Annotated in this window: 13 protein-coding genes, 4 tRNA genes, 1 other RNA gene and 2 pseudogenes; 9 read left to right on the top strand and 11 right to left on the bottom strand. The window is 72.1% G+C overall.

The genetic code is table 11. The features are described from left to right. Positions 1-208: 208 nt before the first annotated feature. On the top strand, positions 209-1153 hold the full coding sequence (locus OHA05_RS17365; protein WP_328861090.1) for an RNA polymerase sigma-70 factor: 945 nt from the start codon (positions 209-211) through the stop codon (positions 1151-1153). A gap of 93 nt (positions 1154-1246) precedes the next feature. Further along, complete coding sequence (locus tag OHA05_RS17360; protein WP_328861089.1) at positions 1247-2449, top strand: NAD(P)/FAD-dependent oxidoreductase; 1203 nt, start codon at positions 1247-1249, stop codon at positions 2447-2449. A gap of 126 nt (positions 2450-2575) precedes the next feature. Here OHA05_RS17360 and OHA05_RS38255 read toward each other — a convergent pair. Beyond that, a pseudogene (locus tag OHA05_RS38255) lies at positions 2576-2728 on the bottom strand (Tn3 family transposase); the annotation flags it as partial. Between the two features lie 125 nt (positions 2729-2853). Next, positions 2854-3204: a hypothetical protein gene (locus OHA05_RS17355; protein ID WP_313945451.1), complete on the bottom strand. Its 351-nt coding sequence runs from the start codon at positions 3202-3204 to the stop codon at positions 2854-2856. Between the two features lie 366 nt (positions 3205-3570). Here OHA05_RS17355 and OHA05_RS17350 point away from each other — a divergent pair. Continuing rightward, a pseudogene (locus OHA05_RS17350) lies at positions 3571-3835 on the top strand (site-specific integrase); the annotation flags it as partial. Positions 3836-3904: 69 nt separating this feature from the next. Here the strand turns inward: OHA05_RS17350 and OHA05_RS17345 are convergent. Then, positions 3905-3992, bottom strand: a tRNA-Ser gene (locus OHA05_RS17345). Between the two features lie 98 nt (positions 3993-4090). On the opposite strand from OHA05_RS17345, the gene ffs reads away from it, so the two are divergent. The 6 genes from ffs to OHA05_RS17315 all read left to right on the top strand — a co-directional run bounded on the left by ffs (position 4091) and on the right by OHA05_RS17315 (position 12697). Continuing rightward, positions 4091-4185: signal recognition particle sRNA small type (ffs, locus tag OHA05_RS17340), an RNA gene on the top strand. A 144-nt stretch (positions 4186-4329) separates the two neighbouring features. Further along, positions 4330-6633 carry a DNA polymerase III subunit gamma and tau gene (locus tag OHA05_RS17335; protein ID WP_328861088.1) on the top strand — a complete coding sequence of 768 codons (2304 nt, stop codon included), beginning with the start codon at positions 4330-4332 and terminating at the stop codon, positions 6631-6633. Between the two features lie 60 nt (positions 6634-6693). Continuing rightward, positions 6694-7944, top strand: a complete 1251-nt coding sequence (gene purD / locus OHA05_RS17330; protein ID WP_313945453.1) for a phosphoribosylamine--glycine ligase — start codon at positions 6694-6696, stop codon at positions 7942-7944. A gap of 490 nt (positions 7945-8434) precedes the next feature. Next, positions 8435-10069, top strand: a complete 1635-nt coding sequence (locus tag OHA05_RS17325) for a hypothetical protein (protein ID WP_313945454.1) — start codon at positions 8435-8437, stop codon at positions 10067-10069. Between the two features lie 201 nt (positions 10070-10270). Then, positions 10271-11728, top strand: a complete 1458-nt coding sequence (locus OHA05_RS17320; RefSeq protein WP_328861087.1) for a N,N-dimethylformamidase beta subunit family domain-containing protein — start codon at positions 10271-10273, stop codon at positions 11726-11728. 69 nt (positions 11729-11797) lie between these two features. Beyond that, complete coding sequence (locus OHA05_RS17315) at positions 11798-12697, top strand: phosphoribosylaminoimidazolesuccinocarboxamide synthase (protein ID WP_313945456.1); 900 nt, start codon at positions 11798-11800, stop codon at positions 12695-12697. Positions 12698-12825: 128 nt separating this feature from the next. On the opposite strand, the gene OHA05_RS17310 is transcribed toward OHA05_RS17315, so the two are convergent. From OHA05_RS17310 to OHA05_RS17275, 8 genes are all read right to left on the bottom strand, one after another. Then, positions 12826-12898, bottom strand: a tRNA-Gly gene (locus OHA05_RS17310). 22 nt (positions 12899-12920) lie between these two features. Continuing rightward, a complete protein-coding gene (locus tag OHA05_RS17305; protein ID WP_328861086.1) occupies positions 12921-13529 on the bottom strand; it encodes a response regulator transcription factor in 609 nt (202 codons plus the stop codon). Next, positions 13526-14734: a sensor histidine kinase gene (locus OHA05_RS17300; protein WP_328863416.1), complete on the bottom strand. Its 1209-nt coding sequence runs from the start codon at positions 14732-14734 to the stop codon at positions 13526-13528. Before OHA05_RS17300 ends, OHA05_RS17305 begins: the two co-directional genes overlap by 4 nt. Positions 14735-14754: 20 nt before the next feature. Further along, the gene (locus OHA05_RS17295; protein ID WP_313945458.1) at positions 14755-15519 is read right to left on the bottom strand and encodes an ABC transporter permease; all 765 of its coding nucleotides are present in this window, start codon (positions 15517-15519) and stop codon (positions 14755-14757) included. A gap of 1 nt (position 15520) precedes the next feature. Then, positions 15521-16438, bottom strand: a complete 918-nt coding sequence (locus OHA05_RS17290; protein ID WP_328861085.1) for an ABC transporter ATP-binding protein — start codon at positions 16436-16438, stop codon at positions 15521-15523. A 154-nt stretch (positions 16439-16592) separates the two neighbouring features. After that, positions 16593-16665, bottom strand: a tRNA-Gly gene (locus tag OHA05_RS17285). A 78-nt stretch (positions 16666-16743) separates the two neighbouring features. After that, a tRNA-Gly gene (locus OHA05_RS17280) sits at positions 16744-16815 on the bottom strand. 100 nt (positions 16816-16915) lie between these two features. Continuing rightward, positions 16916-17251, bottom strand: a complete 336-nt coding sequence (locus OHA05_RS17275; protein ID WP_313945460.1) for a histone-like nucleoid-structuring protein Lsr2 — start codon at positions 17249-17251, stop codon at positions 16916-16918. Positions 17252-17392 lie beyond the last annotated feature (141 nt).

The raw sequence follows: 17392 nt of genomic DNA, 5'->3' as shown, positions 1-17392 counted from the left end.
TACTGACCGCGTTTCCCCACCGAAGTCATCGGCCGCCGCGACGGTCAGCGGTCCGGGTCCGCCCGCGACGGACGACCGTCGGCGGTCGGTCGTCGGGGGCCGGCCGCCGGGGTCAGCCGCCGGGAGCCGGTCGTCGGCGTCCGGCGGGTGGCCGGTTCGTCGCGGAATGCGGCGGCCGGCGGGCACGGCGGGAGTTAGGATCCGGGCCATGGCCCTGACCAGGAACGCCGTCGACCGGTTCGAGGCCTCCAGGCCGCGCCTGGAGGCCATCGCCTACCGCCTCCTCGGCTCCGCGAGCGAGGCCGAGGACGCCGTGCAGGACACGTTCCTGCGCTGGCAGGCCGCCGACGTGGACCGCATCGAGGTCCCCGAGGCCTGGCTGACGAAGGTCCTCACCAACCTGTGCCTCAACGAGCTCACCTCGGCCCGTGCGCGCCGCGAGACCTATGTGGGGCAGTGGCTCCCCGAGCCGCTGCTCGCCGGAGACCCGATGCTCGGCCCGGCGGACACCGCCGAACAGCGTGAGTCGGTCTCGTACGCGGTCCTCACCCTGCTGGAGCGCCTGACTCCCAACGAGCGCGCGGTGTACGTGCTGCGGACGGCCTTCGACTACCCGCACCGGGAGATCGCCGAGATCCTCGACCTCACCGAGGCCGCCTGCCAGCAGATCTTCCACCGCGCCAAGAAGCACGTGGCGCAGGGCAGGTCCCGTACCGAGATCGACGAGGAAGCGGCCCGGCGGATCGTCGAGGAGTTCCTCGCGGCCGCCACGAGCGGGCAGACGGATCTGCTCGTGAAGATGCTGACCAAGGACGCCGTGTCGGTCGGCGACGGCGGCGGCAAGGTCCCGGCCAAGGCCACTCCGTTCGAGGGCGCTCTCGCGGTCGCGAAGTTCATGCGGGGTCTGTTCAAGCCGAGCAAGGCCAAGCGCAATCTGGTCGGCGGCTCGCCCGGGGTCTACGCCGCGACCGCCAACGGCGTCCCCGCGGTCGTGGCGGTCGTCGACGGCCGGGTGGTCGGCATCATGTGCGTGGAGGTCGGCGCCGACGGCATCGCCGCGTTCCGCAACCAGGTCAACCCCGACAAGCTCGACCGCGCGACCCGGCGGTGGGCGGCCGCCGACCGCGGGGAACCCCTGTTCACGGCCTTCTGACCCCGATGTGACCTGCTTCACATCCGGTTCCTGTCAGGAATCGGCGGGCTGCCCGGTTCAAGGGGCGAAACCGCGCGAGACAGGAGCCCTGACATGCAGCACCGCATCATCGTCCTCGGAGCCGGGTACAGCGGAGCCATCGCCGCCGGGCGACTCGCCAGGCGGCTGCACCGCGAGGACGTCGCCATCACCCTCGTCAACGCCGAGTCCGACTTCGTCGAGCGGGTCCGCAACCACCAGCTGGCGGTCGGCCAGGACCTCAAGGCCCGGCCGTTCAGCGAGATGTTCGCCGGCACCGGTGTCGAACTGAAGCTCGCGAAGGTCACCGGCGTCGATGTCGACCGCAAGACCGTCGCCGTGGCCGGCGCGAACGGCGACGGCGCGGCCGAGGAGCTGTCGTACGACACCCTGGTCTACGCCCTCGGCAGCGCCTGGAACGACCAGGGCGTCCCCGGCACCGACGAGCACGCCCACCAGATCGCGAGCCGTCCGGGAGCACTCCGGCTGCGCGAGCGCCTGGCCCGGCTGGAGGCAGGCGGGACCGTGGTCGTCGTCGGCGGCGGTCTCACCGGCGTGGAGGCCGCGACCGAGATCGCCGAGGCCCGCCCGGACCTCGACGTCGCCCTCGCCGCCCGCGGCGAACTCGGTGACTGGCTGTCGCCCAAGGGCCGCACCCACCTGCGGAAGGTCTTCGGCAAGCTCGGCATCACCGTGCACGAGCACGCCGCCGTCACCGGGGTCGAGGCCGACCGCGTCACCACCGCCGACGGCACGGCCGTCCCGGCCGCGGTCACCGTGTGGACCACGGGCTTCGCGGTCCACCCGATCGCGGCGGCGACCGCCCTGGACGTCACGGAAGCGGGCCAGATCGTGGTCGACGGGACCATGCGCTCGGTCTCGCACCCGGACGTGTACGCGGTCGGCGACGCGGCCATGGCGATGGGCCCCGCCGACAAGCCGCTGCGGATGTCGTGCGCCACGGGCACCCCCATGGCATGGCAGGCCGCCGATGCCATCGCGGCACGCATGACCGGCCGCAAGCTCCCGAAGACGCCGCTCCGCTACTTCAACCAGTGCATCTCGCTGGGCCGCAGGGAAGGCCTGATCCAGTACGTCACGGCCGACGACCGCTCGGTCAACGCGGCCCTGACCGGCCGGCTCGCCGCGGTCTACAAGGAACTGATCTGCAAGGGAGCGGCCTGGGGAGTGGCCAACCCCCTTCTCGGCCTCCCGACCCGGCCCCGCCGGGTACTGCCGCAACCGACGGGTGCGGGCGCGCCGGTCACGGCTGCCTGACGCACGCTTTCGGTCATGGGCGCCCTCGCACGGGGGCGCCCACGGCGGTTCACCCGCCCGAACAGGGCCGCGTGACCAAGCCCGGCGCCGCTGATCTCTGCCTGTGCCTGTTCGCATGGTCCTCTGGGAGGCGGCGAAGCTGTGCCGGCCCAGGCAGTTCACGTTTCGGTGCTTGTGTGGCGAGAGCCGGGCCACGTCTTCGTCGCGGATCTCATGGCCCTCGGCACTCAGCTGGGCGACCGCGACGCCGATGCAGCGGATCGTCCGGAGAACGACCGCACGAGCGCGGCACGTTGCGCACCGTCCGATGGTTCGCGGATGTGGGGGCGCGTCAGGTTCCTCGCACCGTGACGCGGCTCTGTTCCGGTGCGGCCGAGATGGTCCGCACGGTGTGGCCGTGCGGCTCAGGCTTCGGTCTGCTCGAAGTACACGGACTTGAACGTCACCTCGGGGCCCAGCTGGGTGCCCTCGGCAAGTGTCGTGGGCGTGCCCTGGCAGTCCTCTTCGGTGTAGACGTTGGCATCGGCGCCCTGCACCGAGTTGTTGGGCGCGAACGCGGTGTCGGACTTGCCCTCGACCTCGGGGATGTTGATGCACTCGCCCGCCCCCGGCTGTTCCAGCAGCGCCGCAGTCGGATTGGCGGAGTCGCCGTACTGGTAGAGGAAGCTTCCGTCGAGCGCGTGGGCCGAGGAGGGGATGGCCACGATGAGGGCGACGGCGCCGATGGCGGCGCCGAGGGTGAGACGAAGACGCATGGGGGACCTCTGGCTGGATGGACGTCGGCCGGCGGCCGACGTTCCGTCCCGGAGCATGTCGTGGAGCGTCGACACCTTCGAGGAGCCGTCCCGGCGCGTGCGGGTGATCTTGGAGCGGGTAGAAGTGGAGCCGATTTCCACCGGGTGGTCCAGCGTGGTGATCGTGCAGTCGCCGGCGGCATCCGGGAATCCGAAACGGCTTGAACGCGCTGCGGGTTCAGCTCCCGTCCTGATCTCAGAAGGAACGAGAGGCCGGTGGCCCCGAACCGTGCGGTTCGGGGCCACCGGCTCTTCTGCCGGATGCTCGGGCCCTCGCCGGTTTCGGCGATCCGCTCGTGGATGCAGCCGAGGATCCGCTCCTGCCGGAAGCGACTGCTGACAGACGCGGGGGTCCGGGACGGCCGGCCGCATGATGCTCGTCACACCATCGCCACCGTGCTCATGCTGCACGGTGTCCCGGCCCGTGTCATCGACCAGATCATGGGAGGGGAACCGGGCACCTCCGCCGGCAATGCGGGCGAGGTACCTGCATGTGCCGGACGCGATGCTCAAGGATGTGGCCCGGAAGGTCGCCGAAGCCATCTGGGGACCCCCGGAAGCGCCCCCTGTGGACAAGAACCAGGACAACGAGGGCTGGGGACAACGCCGAAGGGCCCCACCTCGCGGTGGGGCCCTTCGACGTATTGCCCGGTGAGAGCAATGGCGGAGGATACGAGATTCGAACTCGTGAGGGGTTGCCCCCAACACGCTTTCCAAGCGTGCGCCCTAGGCCACTAGGCGAATCCTCCGCCGCAAACAATACAAGACGTTGAGGAGTGCTCGCGAACCTGTTCCCGGCAGCCCGGCCCGGGGGATCGAGCACCGGTCGTCATCGGGTAACCTGGGCGCAGCCCCTCACGTGGCGCTATCTGACTGAACTCCCCCAGGGCCGGAAGGCAGCAAGGGTAGGTCGGCTCTGGCGGGTGCGTGAGGGGCGTTTTGCGTTCCGGGGTGCCCGCCTTCCGGTGAGGGCGTCGCACGTGAGTACGTGATCGTCGGCCGTGCGGACGGGAACGATCTCGGCGGCCCCCGGCGGCCACGCAGGGGCGGCGACGGTTGTCGGTGCACCCCGATAACCTCGTAGGCGTGTCGTCCCTTGCGCTGTACCGCCGCTACCGCCCCGAGTCGTTCGCCGAGGTCATCGGGCAGGAGCATGTCACTGACCCGCTGCAGCAGGCGCTGCGGAACAACCGGGTCAATCACGCGTACCTGTTCAGCGGTCCGCGCGGTTGCGGCAAGACGACCAGTGCGCGCATCCTCGCGCGCTGTCTCAACTGTGAGCAGGGGCCGACGCCGACCCCCTGCGGTGAGTGCCAGTCCTGCCGCGATCTCGCGAGGAACGGCCCGGGGTCGATCGACGTCATCGAGATCGACGCCGCTTCGCACGGTGGCGTGGACGACGCCCGCGATCTGCGCGAGAAGGCCTTCTTCGGTCCCGCCGGCAGTCGTTACAAGATCTACATCATCGACGAGGCCCACATGGTCACCCCGCAGGGCTTCAACGCTCTGCTGAAGGTGGTCGAGGAGCCCCCGGAGCACCTCAAGTTCATCTTCGCGACCACCGAGCCGGAGAAGGTCATCGGCACGATCCGGTCGCGTACGCACCACTACCCGTTCCGTCTGGTGCCGCCCGGGACGCTGCGCGACTACCTCGGCGAGGTGTGCGGCAAGGAGCAGATCCCCGTCGCGGACGGTGTGCTGCCGCTGGTCGTCCGGGCCGGTGCCGGGTCCGTGCGTGACTCGATGTCCGTGATGGACCAGCTGCTCGCCGGTGCCGCCGAGGACGGCGTGACGTACGCCATGGCCACCGGCCTCCTCGGGTACACCGACGGGTCGTTGCTCGACGCGGTCGTGGAGGCGTTCGCCTCGGGCGACGGGGCCGCGGCCTTCGAGGTCGTGGACCAGGTCATCGAGGGCGGCAACGACCCGCGCCGCTTCGTCGCCGACCTCCTGGAGCGGCTCCGCGACCTGGTGATCCTGGCCGCCGTGCCGGACGCCGCCGAGAAGGGCCTCATCGATGCCCCGGCCGATGTCGTCGAGCGGATGCAGGCGCAGGCTTCCGTCTTCGGGGCGGCCGAGCTGAGCCGGGCGGCCGATCTCGTCAACACCGGGCTGACCGAGATGCGGGGCGCGAACTCGCCCCGGCTTCAACTGGAGCTGATCTGCGCGCGGGTGCTGCTGCCCGCCGCGTACGACGACGAGCGTTCGATGCAGGCCAGGCTGGACCGGCTGGAGCGCGGCGCGACCTTCTCGGCGGCCGGTCCCGGTCCCGCGATGGGCTACATCCCCGGGCCGGAGGCGCAGGCGCACATGCCCGCCCACGCGGCGCCTGCGGGCGGTGGACCGGCCGCGGCCCGTGCGGCGGCCCGCGGGCCCGTGCCGGACGCACCGCCGGCCGCTCAGCCGCCGTCCGCACCGAGCACCGCGCAGCCGGCCGCCGCCCAGTCCGCTCCGGCACCGGAGGAGTACGCCGCGCCCGCGGATCCGCAACCGGCCACGGGCACCCGCCCCGGCGCCTGGCCCACCGCGGCGGCCCCCGCGTCCGGCTCCGCCCCCGCGTCCCCACCCGCTTCCGGCTCAGCACCCGATACCGCGCCCGAACCCCCGCGCCGGCCCGGTGGCTGGCCCACCGCCTCCGCGCCGGGCCAGGGCGGCACCCCGCCCGCGGCCTCCCGGCCGGCCCCCGCGGCGCAGGCCCCGGCTCAGGAATCCGCCCCCGGCCCCACACCCGGCATGGCCCAGGGCGCCGGCCAGGTGCGGAACATGTGGCCGGACATCCTGGAGGCTGTGAAGAACCGACGGCGCTTCACCTGGATCCTGCTCAGCCAGAACGCGCAGGTGGCCGGGTTCGACGGCACCACGCTCCAGCTCGGCTTCATCAACGCCGGCGCCCGCGACAACTTCGCGAGCAGCGGCAGCGAAGAGGTGCTGCGGCAGGCACTCTCCGAGCAGTTCAACGTGCAGTGGAAGGTCGAGGCGATCGTCGACCCCTCGGGGGGCACCGGCGGTCCGGGTGGCTCAGGCGGTGGCTCCGGTGGTCCGGGCCCGGGCGGTCCCGGCGGCGGCGCACCGCCCTCGTCCGGCGGCGGGTACGGCGGCGGCCGGCCCCCGCAGTCCGGGTTCGCCCCCCAGAGCTCCGCCCCGCAGGCGTCCGCACCCGCGCCCGCTCCTGCGCCGCAGCCCGCGCAGGCCGCACGCCCGCCCAGAGCCGCGGCCGCCCCCGAGCCCTCGCACGCCTCCGGGCCCGCACACACCCCGCCGTCCGTCCGTATCGAGGACGACGTGCCCGAGGACGACGACCCCGACCTGGTCGACTCCGCGCTCTCCGGTCACGACCTGATCGTGCGCGAGCTGGGAGCCACGGTCGTGGAGGAATACACGAACGAATAGGGCCCCCTCCTTCGGAGGCCCGTACAGGACGAGCCGCGCACGGCGGTTAGGCTGGCTGCCGTGAAGGTCCTCGTCATCGGCGGCGGCGCCCGCGAACACGCCCTGTGCCGCTCTCTCTCACTCGACCCCGACGTCACCGCTGTGCACTGCGCGCCCGGAAACGCCGGCATCGGCGAGGTCGCCGAGCTGCACCCGGTCGACGCCATGGACGGCGCGGCCGTGGCCCGGCTCGCCGGCGAACTGGCTGCCGGGCTCGTCGTCGTCGGTCCGGAGGCCCCGCTGGTCGCGGGCGTCGCCGACGCCGTGCGCGCGGCCGGCATCCCCTGCTTCGGCCCCTCTCGGGAGGCCGCCGAGCTGGAGGGGTCCAAGGCCTTCGCCAAAGCCGTCATGGCGGCCGCCGCGGTACCCACGGCCCGCAGCTATGTCTGTACGACGCCCGAGGAGATCGACGAGGCGCTCGACGCCTTCGGTGCCCCGTACGTCGTCAAGGACGACGGCCTCGCTGCCGGCAAGGGCGTCGTGGTCACCCACGACCTCGGTGCGGCTCGCGAGCACGCGCTCGCCTGCGGCCGGGTGGTGATCGAGGAGTTCCTGGACGGTCCCGAGGTATCGCTCTTCGCGATCACCGACGGCCGGACCGTCGTGCCGCTCAGCCCCGCGCAGGACTTCAAGCGTGCCCTCGACGGCGACGAGGGCCCCAACACCGGCGGCATGGGTGCGTACTCGCCGCTGCCGTGGGCGGACCCCAAGCTGGTCGACGAGGTCATGGAGACGGTCCTCCAGCCGACCGTCGACGAACTGCGCCGCCGCGGTACCCCGTTCTCCGGACTGCTGTACGCGGGCCTGGCGATCACCTCGCGCGGCGTCCGCGTCATCGAGTTCAACGCGCGCTTCGGCGATCCCGAGACCCAGGTGGTCCTCGCCCGGCTGAAGACACCGCTCGGCGGACTGCTGCTGCACGCCGCCGACGGCACCCTCGACCTCCAGCCGCCGCTGCGCTGGCGCGACGAGGCCGCCGTGACGGTGGTCGTCGCCTCGCACAACTACCCGGACACCCCGCGCACCGGCGACCCGATCGAGGGGCTGGACGAGGTCGCGGCGAAGGATGCGCCGCACGCGTACGTCCTGCACGCCGGGACCCGGCGCGACGGTGACGCCGTCGTGAGCGCCGGTGGCCGGGTGCTCTCGGTCACCGCGACCGGAAAGGACCTCCACGAGGCGCGGGAACGCGCCTACGCCGCGGTGGGCCGGATCCGGCTGGACGGTTCGCAGCACCGGACCGACATCGCCCGCAAGGTCGCGGAGGCGTAGACCCCCGGGCGCCGCGCCGCCGACGGGCCCACCCGCGGCCGCCGAGACCCCCGGGCGTCGCCGCGCCGCCGACAGGCCCACGCGCGGCCGTCGAGACCCCCGGGCGGGCCAGGCCGCCCAGCAGGCCCCCGCAAGCCCGCCGAGGAGCAACCCCGGCGGGCGGATGCCCCGTGCGGCGACCCCCTGACGCGCCAGGGCCGCCATACGGTGCCCCGCGCACGACAGCAGGTGCGTCCCCACGCAGCGGCGCCCCTCCACGCAAGCCCGCGCAGGAGTGAACCCCCCGCCCCGCGATTCCGTCATCACCTATGCCCAGAGCCATTCCATCGAGTGACGGCTGAGCCATCCGGATGACGCCCGCCGAAGGCCCAACTATGGTGCGGCGCAAGCGTTCCGGCACTTGGCCCACCGGCATTGCGATGTCACTGGCGGGTGCCACAGTGGGTGAGTGACCTACACCGTCGCAGGGCAAAGGGGGTGAGAACCGATCGTGTCCGGTACCGGTATCGGTGAGTCGATCGGGGCCCAGGCCGCGCGGTCGCGTGCACTGGCCGTGCTGCGCACCCGCGGCAGGGCCCTGGCCGTCGGCCTGCTGCCCGCGGCTGTCGCCGTCGTGCTCTTCGCGGGCGGTGTGTCCGGCCATATGAGCGGCGAAGCATGGAGCACGGCCCGCTGGGCCGTGGGCATCTTCGCTGCGGTTGTCCTGGTGGTGGCCGCGGTGGTCGCGGCCGTGATCGTCCGGGCGTCCCCGGCGCTCAGCCCCACGGTGGAGCTGTCCGAGCGGGCCGCACCCGATCTGTACCGGCTGGTCAGGGACCTGGCCGACCGTCTCGGCGTGCCCGCGCCCTCCGCGCTGGCCCTCACCCCGGACTGCGACAGCTGGCTCGAGGACCGTACGCACCCGGCGCACGCGATATCCGGAGCGCGCCGTCGGCGTACGACGGAGGCGCCCGTGCTCGTCATCGGCTCGCCCTTCCTGTGGTGGATGCGGGTCGCCGAGCTGCGGGCCCTGCTGGCACCGGTGGTCGCCGGCACCGGCCCCTCCGCGCAGCCCGACATAGCCGCGGCCCGCAGATTCGTCCGGGGCCTGGACGCGGCGGTCGCGGTCGGGGCGAGCCCCGGCCGGGGTGCGATACGCGCGGCGGCGCTCGGCTTCGTCGGCCGGGTCGCCCGGCTGATGCTGCACAGCTGTCAGACCCACGCGGCCGAGATGGAGCGCGGGGTCGCCGCGGCGGCGTCCGAGCGCGCACAGGCTGTGGACTACGGCCTGCGGATCGTCGCCCAGGAGCAGGTCGGCCTCGCCTACGCGGGCTGGGACCGGCTGCTGACCCGGGTGGCGCTGCCGGCGTGGCGCATGGGCCGCTGGCCGGCCCGACTCGACGCGGGCGTCGTCTCGGCCCTCACCGAACTGTCCCGCCGCGACCGTCTCGCCGAGGGCTTCACGTCCCGGCTGGGCGAGCGCCCCGCCTGCGATCTGCTCGAGGAGCCGGGCGCCATCGACGAGGCCGCCTCCCTGCTGGCCGCCCGCCTCTTCCACGGCGGTCCCGCGAAGAACAGCCCCGGGTGGTCGCCGGTGGACTGGCAGCAGTACCCGGAAGAGGTCGTCGACCGTAAGTGGCGTACCGAGGCGGCCCGGCTGCACCGGGTCCTGGACGAGCTCGGCGTACCGCAGTCGACCGGTCCGGACGGGCCGACGCTGGACCGCGTGATGGAGCATCTGTCCGGGCGCGGGACGGACACCGGTGACCATCTCGCGGCCGGGATCACCGCCCATGTCGCCCGCGAGGAGGAGGCGGCGCTGCCGGTCGCCAAGAGTCCCGGGGACACGCTGGCCGGCTGGGCCGCGGACCCCCTGCCGCTCTTCCCGCTCCAGCCGCCCCGGACGGGGCGTGAGCTGCTCGCCGACCACGTGACCGCGATGGTCTGCTGTGCCGCGGTCGACACCGCGGGCGCCGCCCCCGGCCTCGACTGGCTGGACGGACCGGCGCTGCTGATCCGCGGCGAACGCTGCGGAGACCTCACGACCCGGGTGCTCAGCCTGACCGAGGACGGTGACGCGGCCCCGCTGCGCACCTGGATCCGCACGCTCGGCGTGCGCCCGGAGAAACCGGTCCGCCTCGTCTGACGCGACTCCCGGCCGGACGAGCGTCCGCTCCTCGGGGCCCGCCCTGCACCGGGCAACTGCCCGCTCTCGTCAATAGCTCACTGCCGCAACAATTAGCGACGAAGGGTGACGGTGTGCGTGCGTTATGTGATGTGCTGGGACCGGCGCTGAACGAACTCGGCGCTTCCACAGTTGTCCTGGGGCATCGAGGGAGGGTGCGGCATGGGGGCGGAGCAGATCAGGCGGTGGGAATCGGGCGCTCTCGCCCACGCCGTCTCGGACCCGTTCGGGCAGGGGCCGCTCCCCTGGCTCCGCGGCAGCGAGCACTACTTCGACGACACCGGTCACGTCGTGCCGTGGTACGCCGACCCGGACCGGGGCAGAAGCGCCCGCGGCCCCCGCACGGCCGACGACGTCCACCGCCAGATCAAGGGCTTCACGTCCACCGGTGCAGCGGCGCCGGGCGAGGCGCTCGACTTCCACATCACGGTCGACCCGCCGCAGCAGTTCTCGGTCGACGTCTATCGCATCGGGCACTACGCGGGCGACGGCGCCGCCAAGATCACCACCAGCCCCCGGCTGTCCGGCATCGTCCAGCCACCGCCGCTCGCCGCGGACCGCACGGTCTCCTGCCACCACTGGTGGCTCTCCTGGCGGCTGCAGATCCCTTCGTACTGGTCGGTCGGCGCCTATGTCGCCGTGCTGACCACCCTCGACGGGTACCGCTCCCACATCCCCTTCACCGTCCGCGACGACCACCCCGCGGACCTGCTGCTGCTCCTGCCGGACGTCACCTGGCAGGCGTACAACCTGTATCCCGAGGACGGCCGTACCGGCGCGAGTCTCTACCACGCGTGGGACGAGGAGGGCCGGCTCCTCGGTGAGCAGGACGCCGCCGTGACGGTCTCGTTCGACCGGCCCTACGCAGGTGCCGGCCTGCCCCTGCACGTCGGTCATGCCTACGACTTCATCCGCTGGGCCGAGCGGTACGGCTACGACCTCGCCTATGCCGACACCCGCGATCTGCATGCCGGCCGCATCGATCCGACCCGCTACCGCGGCCTGGTCTTCCCCGGCCATGACGAGTACTGGTCGGCGCCCATGCGCCGCACGGCCGAGCGCGCCCGCGACCACGGCACCTCGCTCGTCTTCCTCTCCGCCAACACCATGTACTGGCAGGTCGAGCTCGGCCCCTCGCCCTCCGGGGTGCCCGACCGTCTTCTCACCTGCCGCAAGCGCCGCGGACCCGGCAAACCGGCCCTGTGGCGCGAGGTGGACCGTTCGGAGCAGCAGCTCCTGGGCATCCAGTACGCGGGCCGTGTGCCCGAGCCGCATCCCCTCGTCGTCCGGAACGCGGACCACTGGCTGTGGGAGGCGACCGGCGCGGGCGAGGGCGACGAGCTCGCCGGCCTGGTCGCCGGTGAGGCGGACCGTTACTTCCCGCGCACCGCGCTCCCCGACCACCGGCGCCGCATCCTGCTCGCGCACTCCCCGTACCGGGACAGCGAGGGCGTGGTGCGTCACCAGGAGACCTCCCTGTACCGCGCTCCCTCCGGTGCCCTCGTCTTCGCGTCCGGGACTTTCGCCTGGTCACCGGCGCTGGACCGGCCGGGCCACCGGGACACGCGTGTGCAGCGTGCGACGGCCAATCTGCTGGACCGGATCTGCAAGCGGGACTGACCCGCGTCGAGAACCGCCCTCCGGATGCGGGAGAATCGGACCGCTGGGACAGATATACGGGGAGGAACCGTGTCCGGATTCGTCGAAAAGCCCGAACCGCTTCAGGTGCCGGGCCTGGTGCATCTGCACACCGGCAAGGTGCGCGAGCTGTACCGGAACGAGGCGGGCGACCTCGTGATGGTCGCCAGCGACCGTATGTCCGCGTATGACTGGGTGCTGCCCACCGAGATCCCCGACAAGGGCCGGGTGCTCACGCGGCTCTCGCTGTGGTGGTTCGAGCGGCTCTCCGACCTGGTCCCCAACCACGTCCTGAGCACCGACCTGCCCGAGGGCGCCCCCGCCGACTGGGAGGGGCGCACCCTGGTGTGCAAGTCGCTGCGGATGGTCCCGGTCGAGTGCGTCGCCCGCGGCTATCTCACCGGCTCCGGCCTCGCCGAGTACAAGGAGTCCCGTACGGTCTGCGGCCTCGCGCTTCCCGAGGGCCTCACCGACGGCTCGGAGCTCCCGGCCCCGATCTTCACCCCCGCCACCAAGGCGGCCGTGGGGGACCACGACGAGAACGTGAGCTACGAAGAGGTCGCCCGTCAGGTCGGCGCCGAGACAGCGGCCGAGCTGCGGCAGGCGACCCTGGCCGTCTACGGCCGGGCCCGTGACATCGCCCGGGAGCGCGGCATCATCCTCGCGGACACCAAGTTCGAGTTCGGCTTCGACGGCGACGACCTCGTCATCGCGGACGAGGTGCTGACCCCCGACTCCTCGCGGTTCTGGCCGGCGGCCACGTGGGAGCCGGGCCGCGCCCAGCCCTCGTACGACAAGCAGTACGTCCGCGACTGGCTGACCTCGCCCGCCTCGGGCTGGGACCGCCGGAGCGAGCAGCCGCCGCCCGCGCTCCCGCAGGAGGTCGTGGAGGCGACGCGCGCCAAGTACCTGGAGGCCTACGAGCTGCTGACCGGCACCAGCTGGTCGTAGCGCCCGGCGGGCCCGGAGCGACGCGGGCCCGGGGCGACGCGGGCCGCGGAGACACGCGGCCCGCGGAGACTCCGGCGCACGAAGACACGAAGAAGGCCCCGGTCCTGAGGACCGGGGCCTTCGTTCCGAGCGGACGACCAGGTTCGAACTGGCGACCTCAACCTTGGCAAGGTTGCGCTCTACCAACTGAGCTACGTCCGCATGCGCCGTGGCGCGGAGACCACTATACCCAACCTCGCTCGCGTGCGAGACGGACTGCCGCATGCCGGTTCTCCGCACCCAGTTTCGAGGCCGCCGACGACAGGTAGTTCCGCACGGTCCCCTGTGACAGCGAGGCCCGTTCCGCGATCTCCGCGACCGGTGCGCCGTCCGCCGCCAGCGTCAGTACCTCCGCCTCGCGGGCGGTCAGCGGCGAGTCCCCGGCGGAGATCGCGTCGGCCGCCAACTCCGGGTCCACGTAACGGTTTCCGGCGTGCACGGTACGGATGATCTCGGCGAGCCGCTGGGCACTGAGCGTCTTCGGGACAAAGCCCCGCACACCCGCCGTCAGCGCCCTTTTCAGATGTCCCGGCAGGCCGTGGCTGGTGACGATCATCGTCCGGCACATGGGCAGTTCGGCCCGCAGTGATGTGGCCACACTCACACCGTCGGCGCCCGGCATCTGGAGATCGAGGACCGCGACGTCGGGCCGGTGCGCCAGCGCCATGGCCAGCGCCTCCGAGCCCGAGGCGGCCTCGGCGACGACCACGAGGTCCTCCTCCAGCGCGAGCAGCGCGGCGAGCGCCCCGCGGATCAGATGCTCGTCGTCGGCGAGCAGTACGCGTACGGTCACACCGCCTCCCTCATGTCAGCTCGTGCCAGCGGTACCCGGGCCGTCAGCCGGAACCGTCCACCGTCCACCGGGCCCGTCTCCAGGGCGCCGTCCACCGCGGACAGCCGCTCCCGCAGACCGGTCAGACCCGAGCCGGGCGCGGCCACCGCGGCACCCGCTCCGTCGTTCTCGACGACGAGGACGACGCCGTCGTCCGCCGTGTCCACCGCGATCGTGCAGCGCCGTGCGTCCCCGTGCCGCAGCACGTTGGTGGTGGCCTCCCGGACCACCCAGCCGAGCGCGGACTGCACATCGCCGGGCAGGACCGTGTCCCCGGCGGTCACGGTGCAGGCGATGCCGGCGGCCGCCAACACGCCCCGCGCCCCCTCCAGTTCGACGCGCAGATCCGCCTCGCGATAGCCGCGCACCACGTCCCGCACCTCCCGCTGCGACTCCTGCGCGATGCGCTGGACCTCGGTCATCTGGTCGACCGCCTCGGGCCGCTCGCGCCGGGCCAGCTGGACCGCCAGTTCGCTCTTCAGCGCGATGACGGCGAGATTGCGTCCCAGGACGTCGTGCAGATCGCGGCCGAAGCGCAGCCGCTCCTCGGCGACCGCGAGGCGTGCCTGGACGTCCCGCGCCTCCCGCAGCTCCCACATCACCGCCAGTACCCACATCGACGCCCGCGAGGTGAAGGCCATCCACCCGGTGCTGAAGGCGAGGGCAGGGAGGACGATGAGCATCTCCTGGACCGGGCTGCCGGTCGCCGCGAGCAGTCCGGCCACGGCGAGGAGCACGCCGAGCTGGACCACGACCGAGACCCGGTTGGGCACGAGCAGCGTGTGGACGGTCAGAAAGGGGACGACCGCCGCCGCCAGCATGGTGGGCAGCAGCCCTTCGAGATCGACGGTGGCCGCCAGCACGGCCACCCCGCCGGCCGTGGCGGCCGTCGCGGCGGCGGCCTGGCCCAGCAGCCGCGGGGGCAGCTGCCCCCTGCCCAGGTACACATCCATCGCGTGCCGGAGGAGACGGCCGCACAGCACGCCCGTCACGACGCAGCAGAGCAGCGTGGCCAGCAGGACGGGCGTCTGTCCGCCATTGCGCACCGGCCTGGTCATCAGCAGCAGCGCCAGCCCGACGGGCCCGAACCAGATGATCAGATGCACGGTGCCGCGGGTGTAGAGGTCCACCTTGGCCAGACCGCTGCGTTTGCTCCATGCCTTCACCGGCACACGTACTCCCGAGGTCAGCGACGGGGTTCCCAGCGGAACCACCGTTGCACAGCGAACACCGAGACCACGACCCAGGCCAGTGCGGTCACGGCGGCGCCCAGCAGTTCCCCGGAGCCGGTGTCGCCGAGCCAGCCGGCCCGTACGAGCGTCATCGCTCCGGTGAGTGGCAGCAGTTCACAGACCGAGGCGATCTTGTCCGGCAGGACGTCCAGCGGAAAAAGCAGGCCGGAGCCCGGCAGGGAGATCAGGAACATCGGCATCGTGGTGATCTGCGAGCTCTCCACGGTGCGGGTGAACGCGGAGGTGGCGGCGGCGAGGGCGGCCATCAGCAGGGTCCCCAGCAGGATGCCGACGACGAGCAGGTCGGGCCGCCGGGGTGCGCCGAGATCCAGCAGGGCCATGCCGGCGATCACGATCAGCAGACACTGCGCGAGCGCGAGCCCGACGGCGGGCAGCGCGGTCCCGGTGAGGATCTCGTGGTCCGGCACCTCTCCCGTGCGCAGCCGCTTGAGCACCAGTTCCTCGCGCCGGGCCACATAGGCCGAGACGAGGTTGAGATGGACGACGAGGATCAGCACCATCCCGATCGCGCCGGTCATCGTCGCTTCGCCGATGCTCATCCCGGTCGGGCCGAGGTCCATGCCGTCCAGCGTCGACGCCATCAGCATGATCATCGCCGGGGGCATCAGCAGGGCCACGAAGAGGGTGGTCCGGTTGCGTACGAGGAGGGTCAGCTCCGCGCGCCCGAGCGCGTTGAGCCTGCGTGTGGTGGCGTTCATGTCACACCCCTGCCGTTTCGGTCTGCGCGATGTCGAGGAAGGCGTCTTCGAGGGAGGCGGAGCGGGCGTCGAGCGCTTCGAGGCGTACGTCCGACTCCCGTGCCCAGCGCAGCAGTTCGCCGAGGTCGTCCTGGAGTTCGTGCGTACGGATCTCGACGCGGCGGCCCAGGGCGCCGGCCTGGAGCGACAGCGGCAGCCGTCCGGCCGGGAAGCCCTCGGGAAGCAGGAAGCGGATCCTGGCGGGCCGGGACGCCGTCACCTCGGCGGGGGTGCCGCCGGTCACGATCCGCCCCCGGTGCATGATCGCCAGCCGGTCGGCCAGCGACTCGGCCTCCTCCAGATAGTGCGTGGTCAGCAGCACGGTGGTGCCGCCCTCCCGCAGGGCGCGCACCAAGTCCCAGGTGTCGCGGCGCCCTTCGGCGTCGAGGCCGGTCGTCGGCTCGTCGAGGAAGAGCACCTCGGGCCGTCCGAGCAGCGCCAGTGCCAGATCCAGGCGCCGCCGCTCACCGCCGGAGAGCTGCTTGACGCGGACGCCGGCCCGCATTCCGAGCCCGACGAGTTCCAGGGCTTCCGGGACGGGCCGTGCTCCGGTGGTGCAACCGGCCCACATGCGGGCGGTCTCGGCGACCGTGAGGTCGGAGGGGAAGCCACCTTCCTGGAGCATGACCCCGATCCGGGGCCGGACGGCGGTGCGGTCGCGGTACGGGTCGTGGCCGAGGACCTGCACGGTCCCGCCGGTCGGCCGGGCGAGTCCTTCGAGCAGTTCGACGGTGGAGGTCTTGCCCGCGCCGTTCGTCCCGAGCAGCGCGAAGATCTCGCCGCGGGAGACAGAGAAGGAGATCCCGCTCACGGCCTCGAAGCCCCCGGTGTAGGAGCGCCGGACCTGCTCGGCCCTGATCACGTGGTCGTCTGAGGTCATGTCTCAAGGCTTCCGCCCGGACGGACCCACGAGCAGTGCGCCCTGTCATCGGCCCCGATGACAAATGTCATGGGCGCGGCAGGCGGTCCGGAACCGGCGGGCGTGTACGGGAAGACGACGAAGGCCCTGGTCGATGACCAGGGCCTTCTTTCCGAGCGGACGACCAGGTTCGAACTGGCGACCTCAACCTTGGCAAGGTTGCGCTCTACCAACTGAGCTACGTCCGCATTGCTCCCGCTCAGCTCTCACTGGGCGGTGCCGCATCACCTTACCCGATCCTCGCGAGAGGACGGTAAAGCGATGAGAGCGGGTGACAGGAATTGCACACTGCGCCTTCCCCCTGGAAGGGGGATGTTCTACTACTGAACTACACCCGCACGCTGCGTGAGGTGGGGCCTTGCGGCCTCGCCCCTCGGCGTGCTCCAGACTCTAGCCGAACAGCAGGGGTGCTGTGCAACTCGGATCGGCGCGCGGCGCTCAACTCGCTTCGCGGAACGCCTCGTAGACCGCCTTCGGGATGCGTCCGCGCGCGGGCACGTCCATCTTGTTGGACTGCGCCCAGGCCCGTACGGCGGCCGGGGCCGGCTCGAGCGAGGTGTGCGTGTAGGCGGTGCGGGCCCTGCCGCGTCTGCCGGCGTCTCTCTGCTTCCGGCCGGCCGCGACGTACGGGGCCAGCGCCTTGCGCAGTTTCTTTGCATTGGCGGGATTGAGGTCGATCTCGTACGACTTCCCGTCCAGGGCGAACGTGACCGTTTCCGCCGCTTCTCCGCCGTCGATGTCATCGAAGAGCGCGACCACTACTCGCTGAGCCACGGATATCGGTCCTTTCCCTGCGGTGTCACCCGTTCTGACATGCGGTGCCACCGACTTTCCGGCTGCCGAGGGGCAAAGCTGCTTTCCTCTGTATTCCTTTGTACAGCGGCCGACGACACATTGTGAAGCCCACTCAATTAC

This window comes from Streptomyces sp. NBC_00306, from assembly GCF_036169555.1.
Classification (GTDB): domain Bacteria; phylum Actinomycetota; class Actinomycetes; order Streptomycetales; family Streptomycetaceae; genus Streptomyces; species Streptomyces achmelvichensis.
This window is presented reverse-complemented; position numbering and strand designations above follow the sequence as displayed.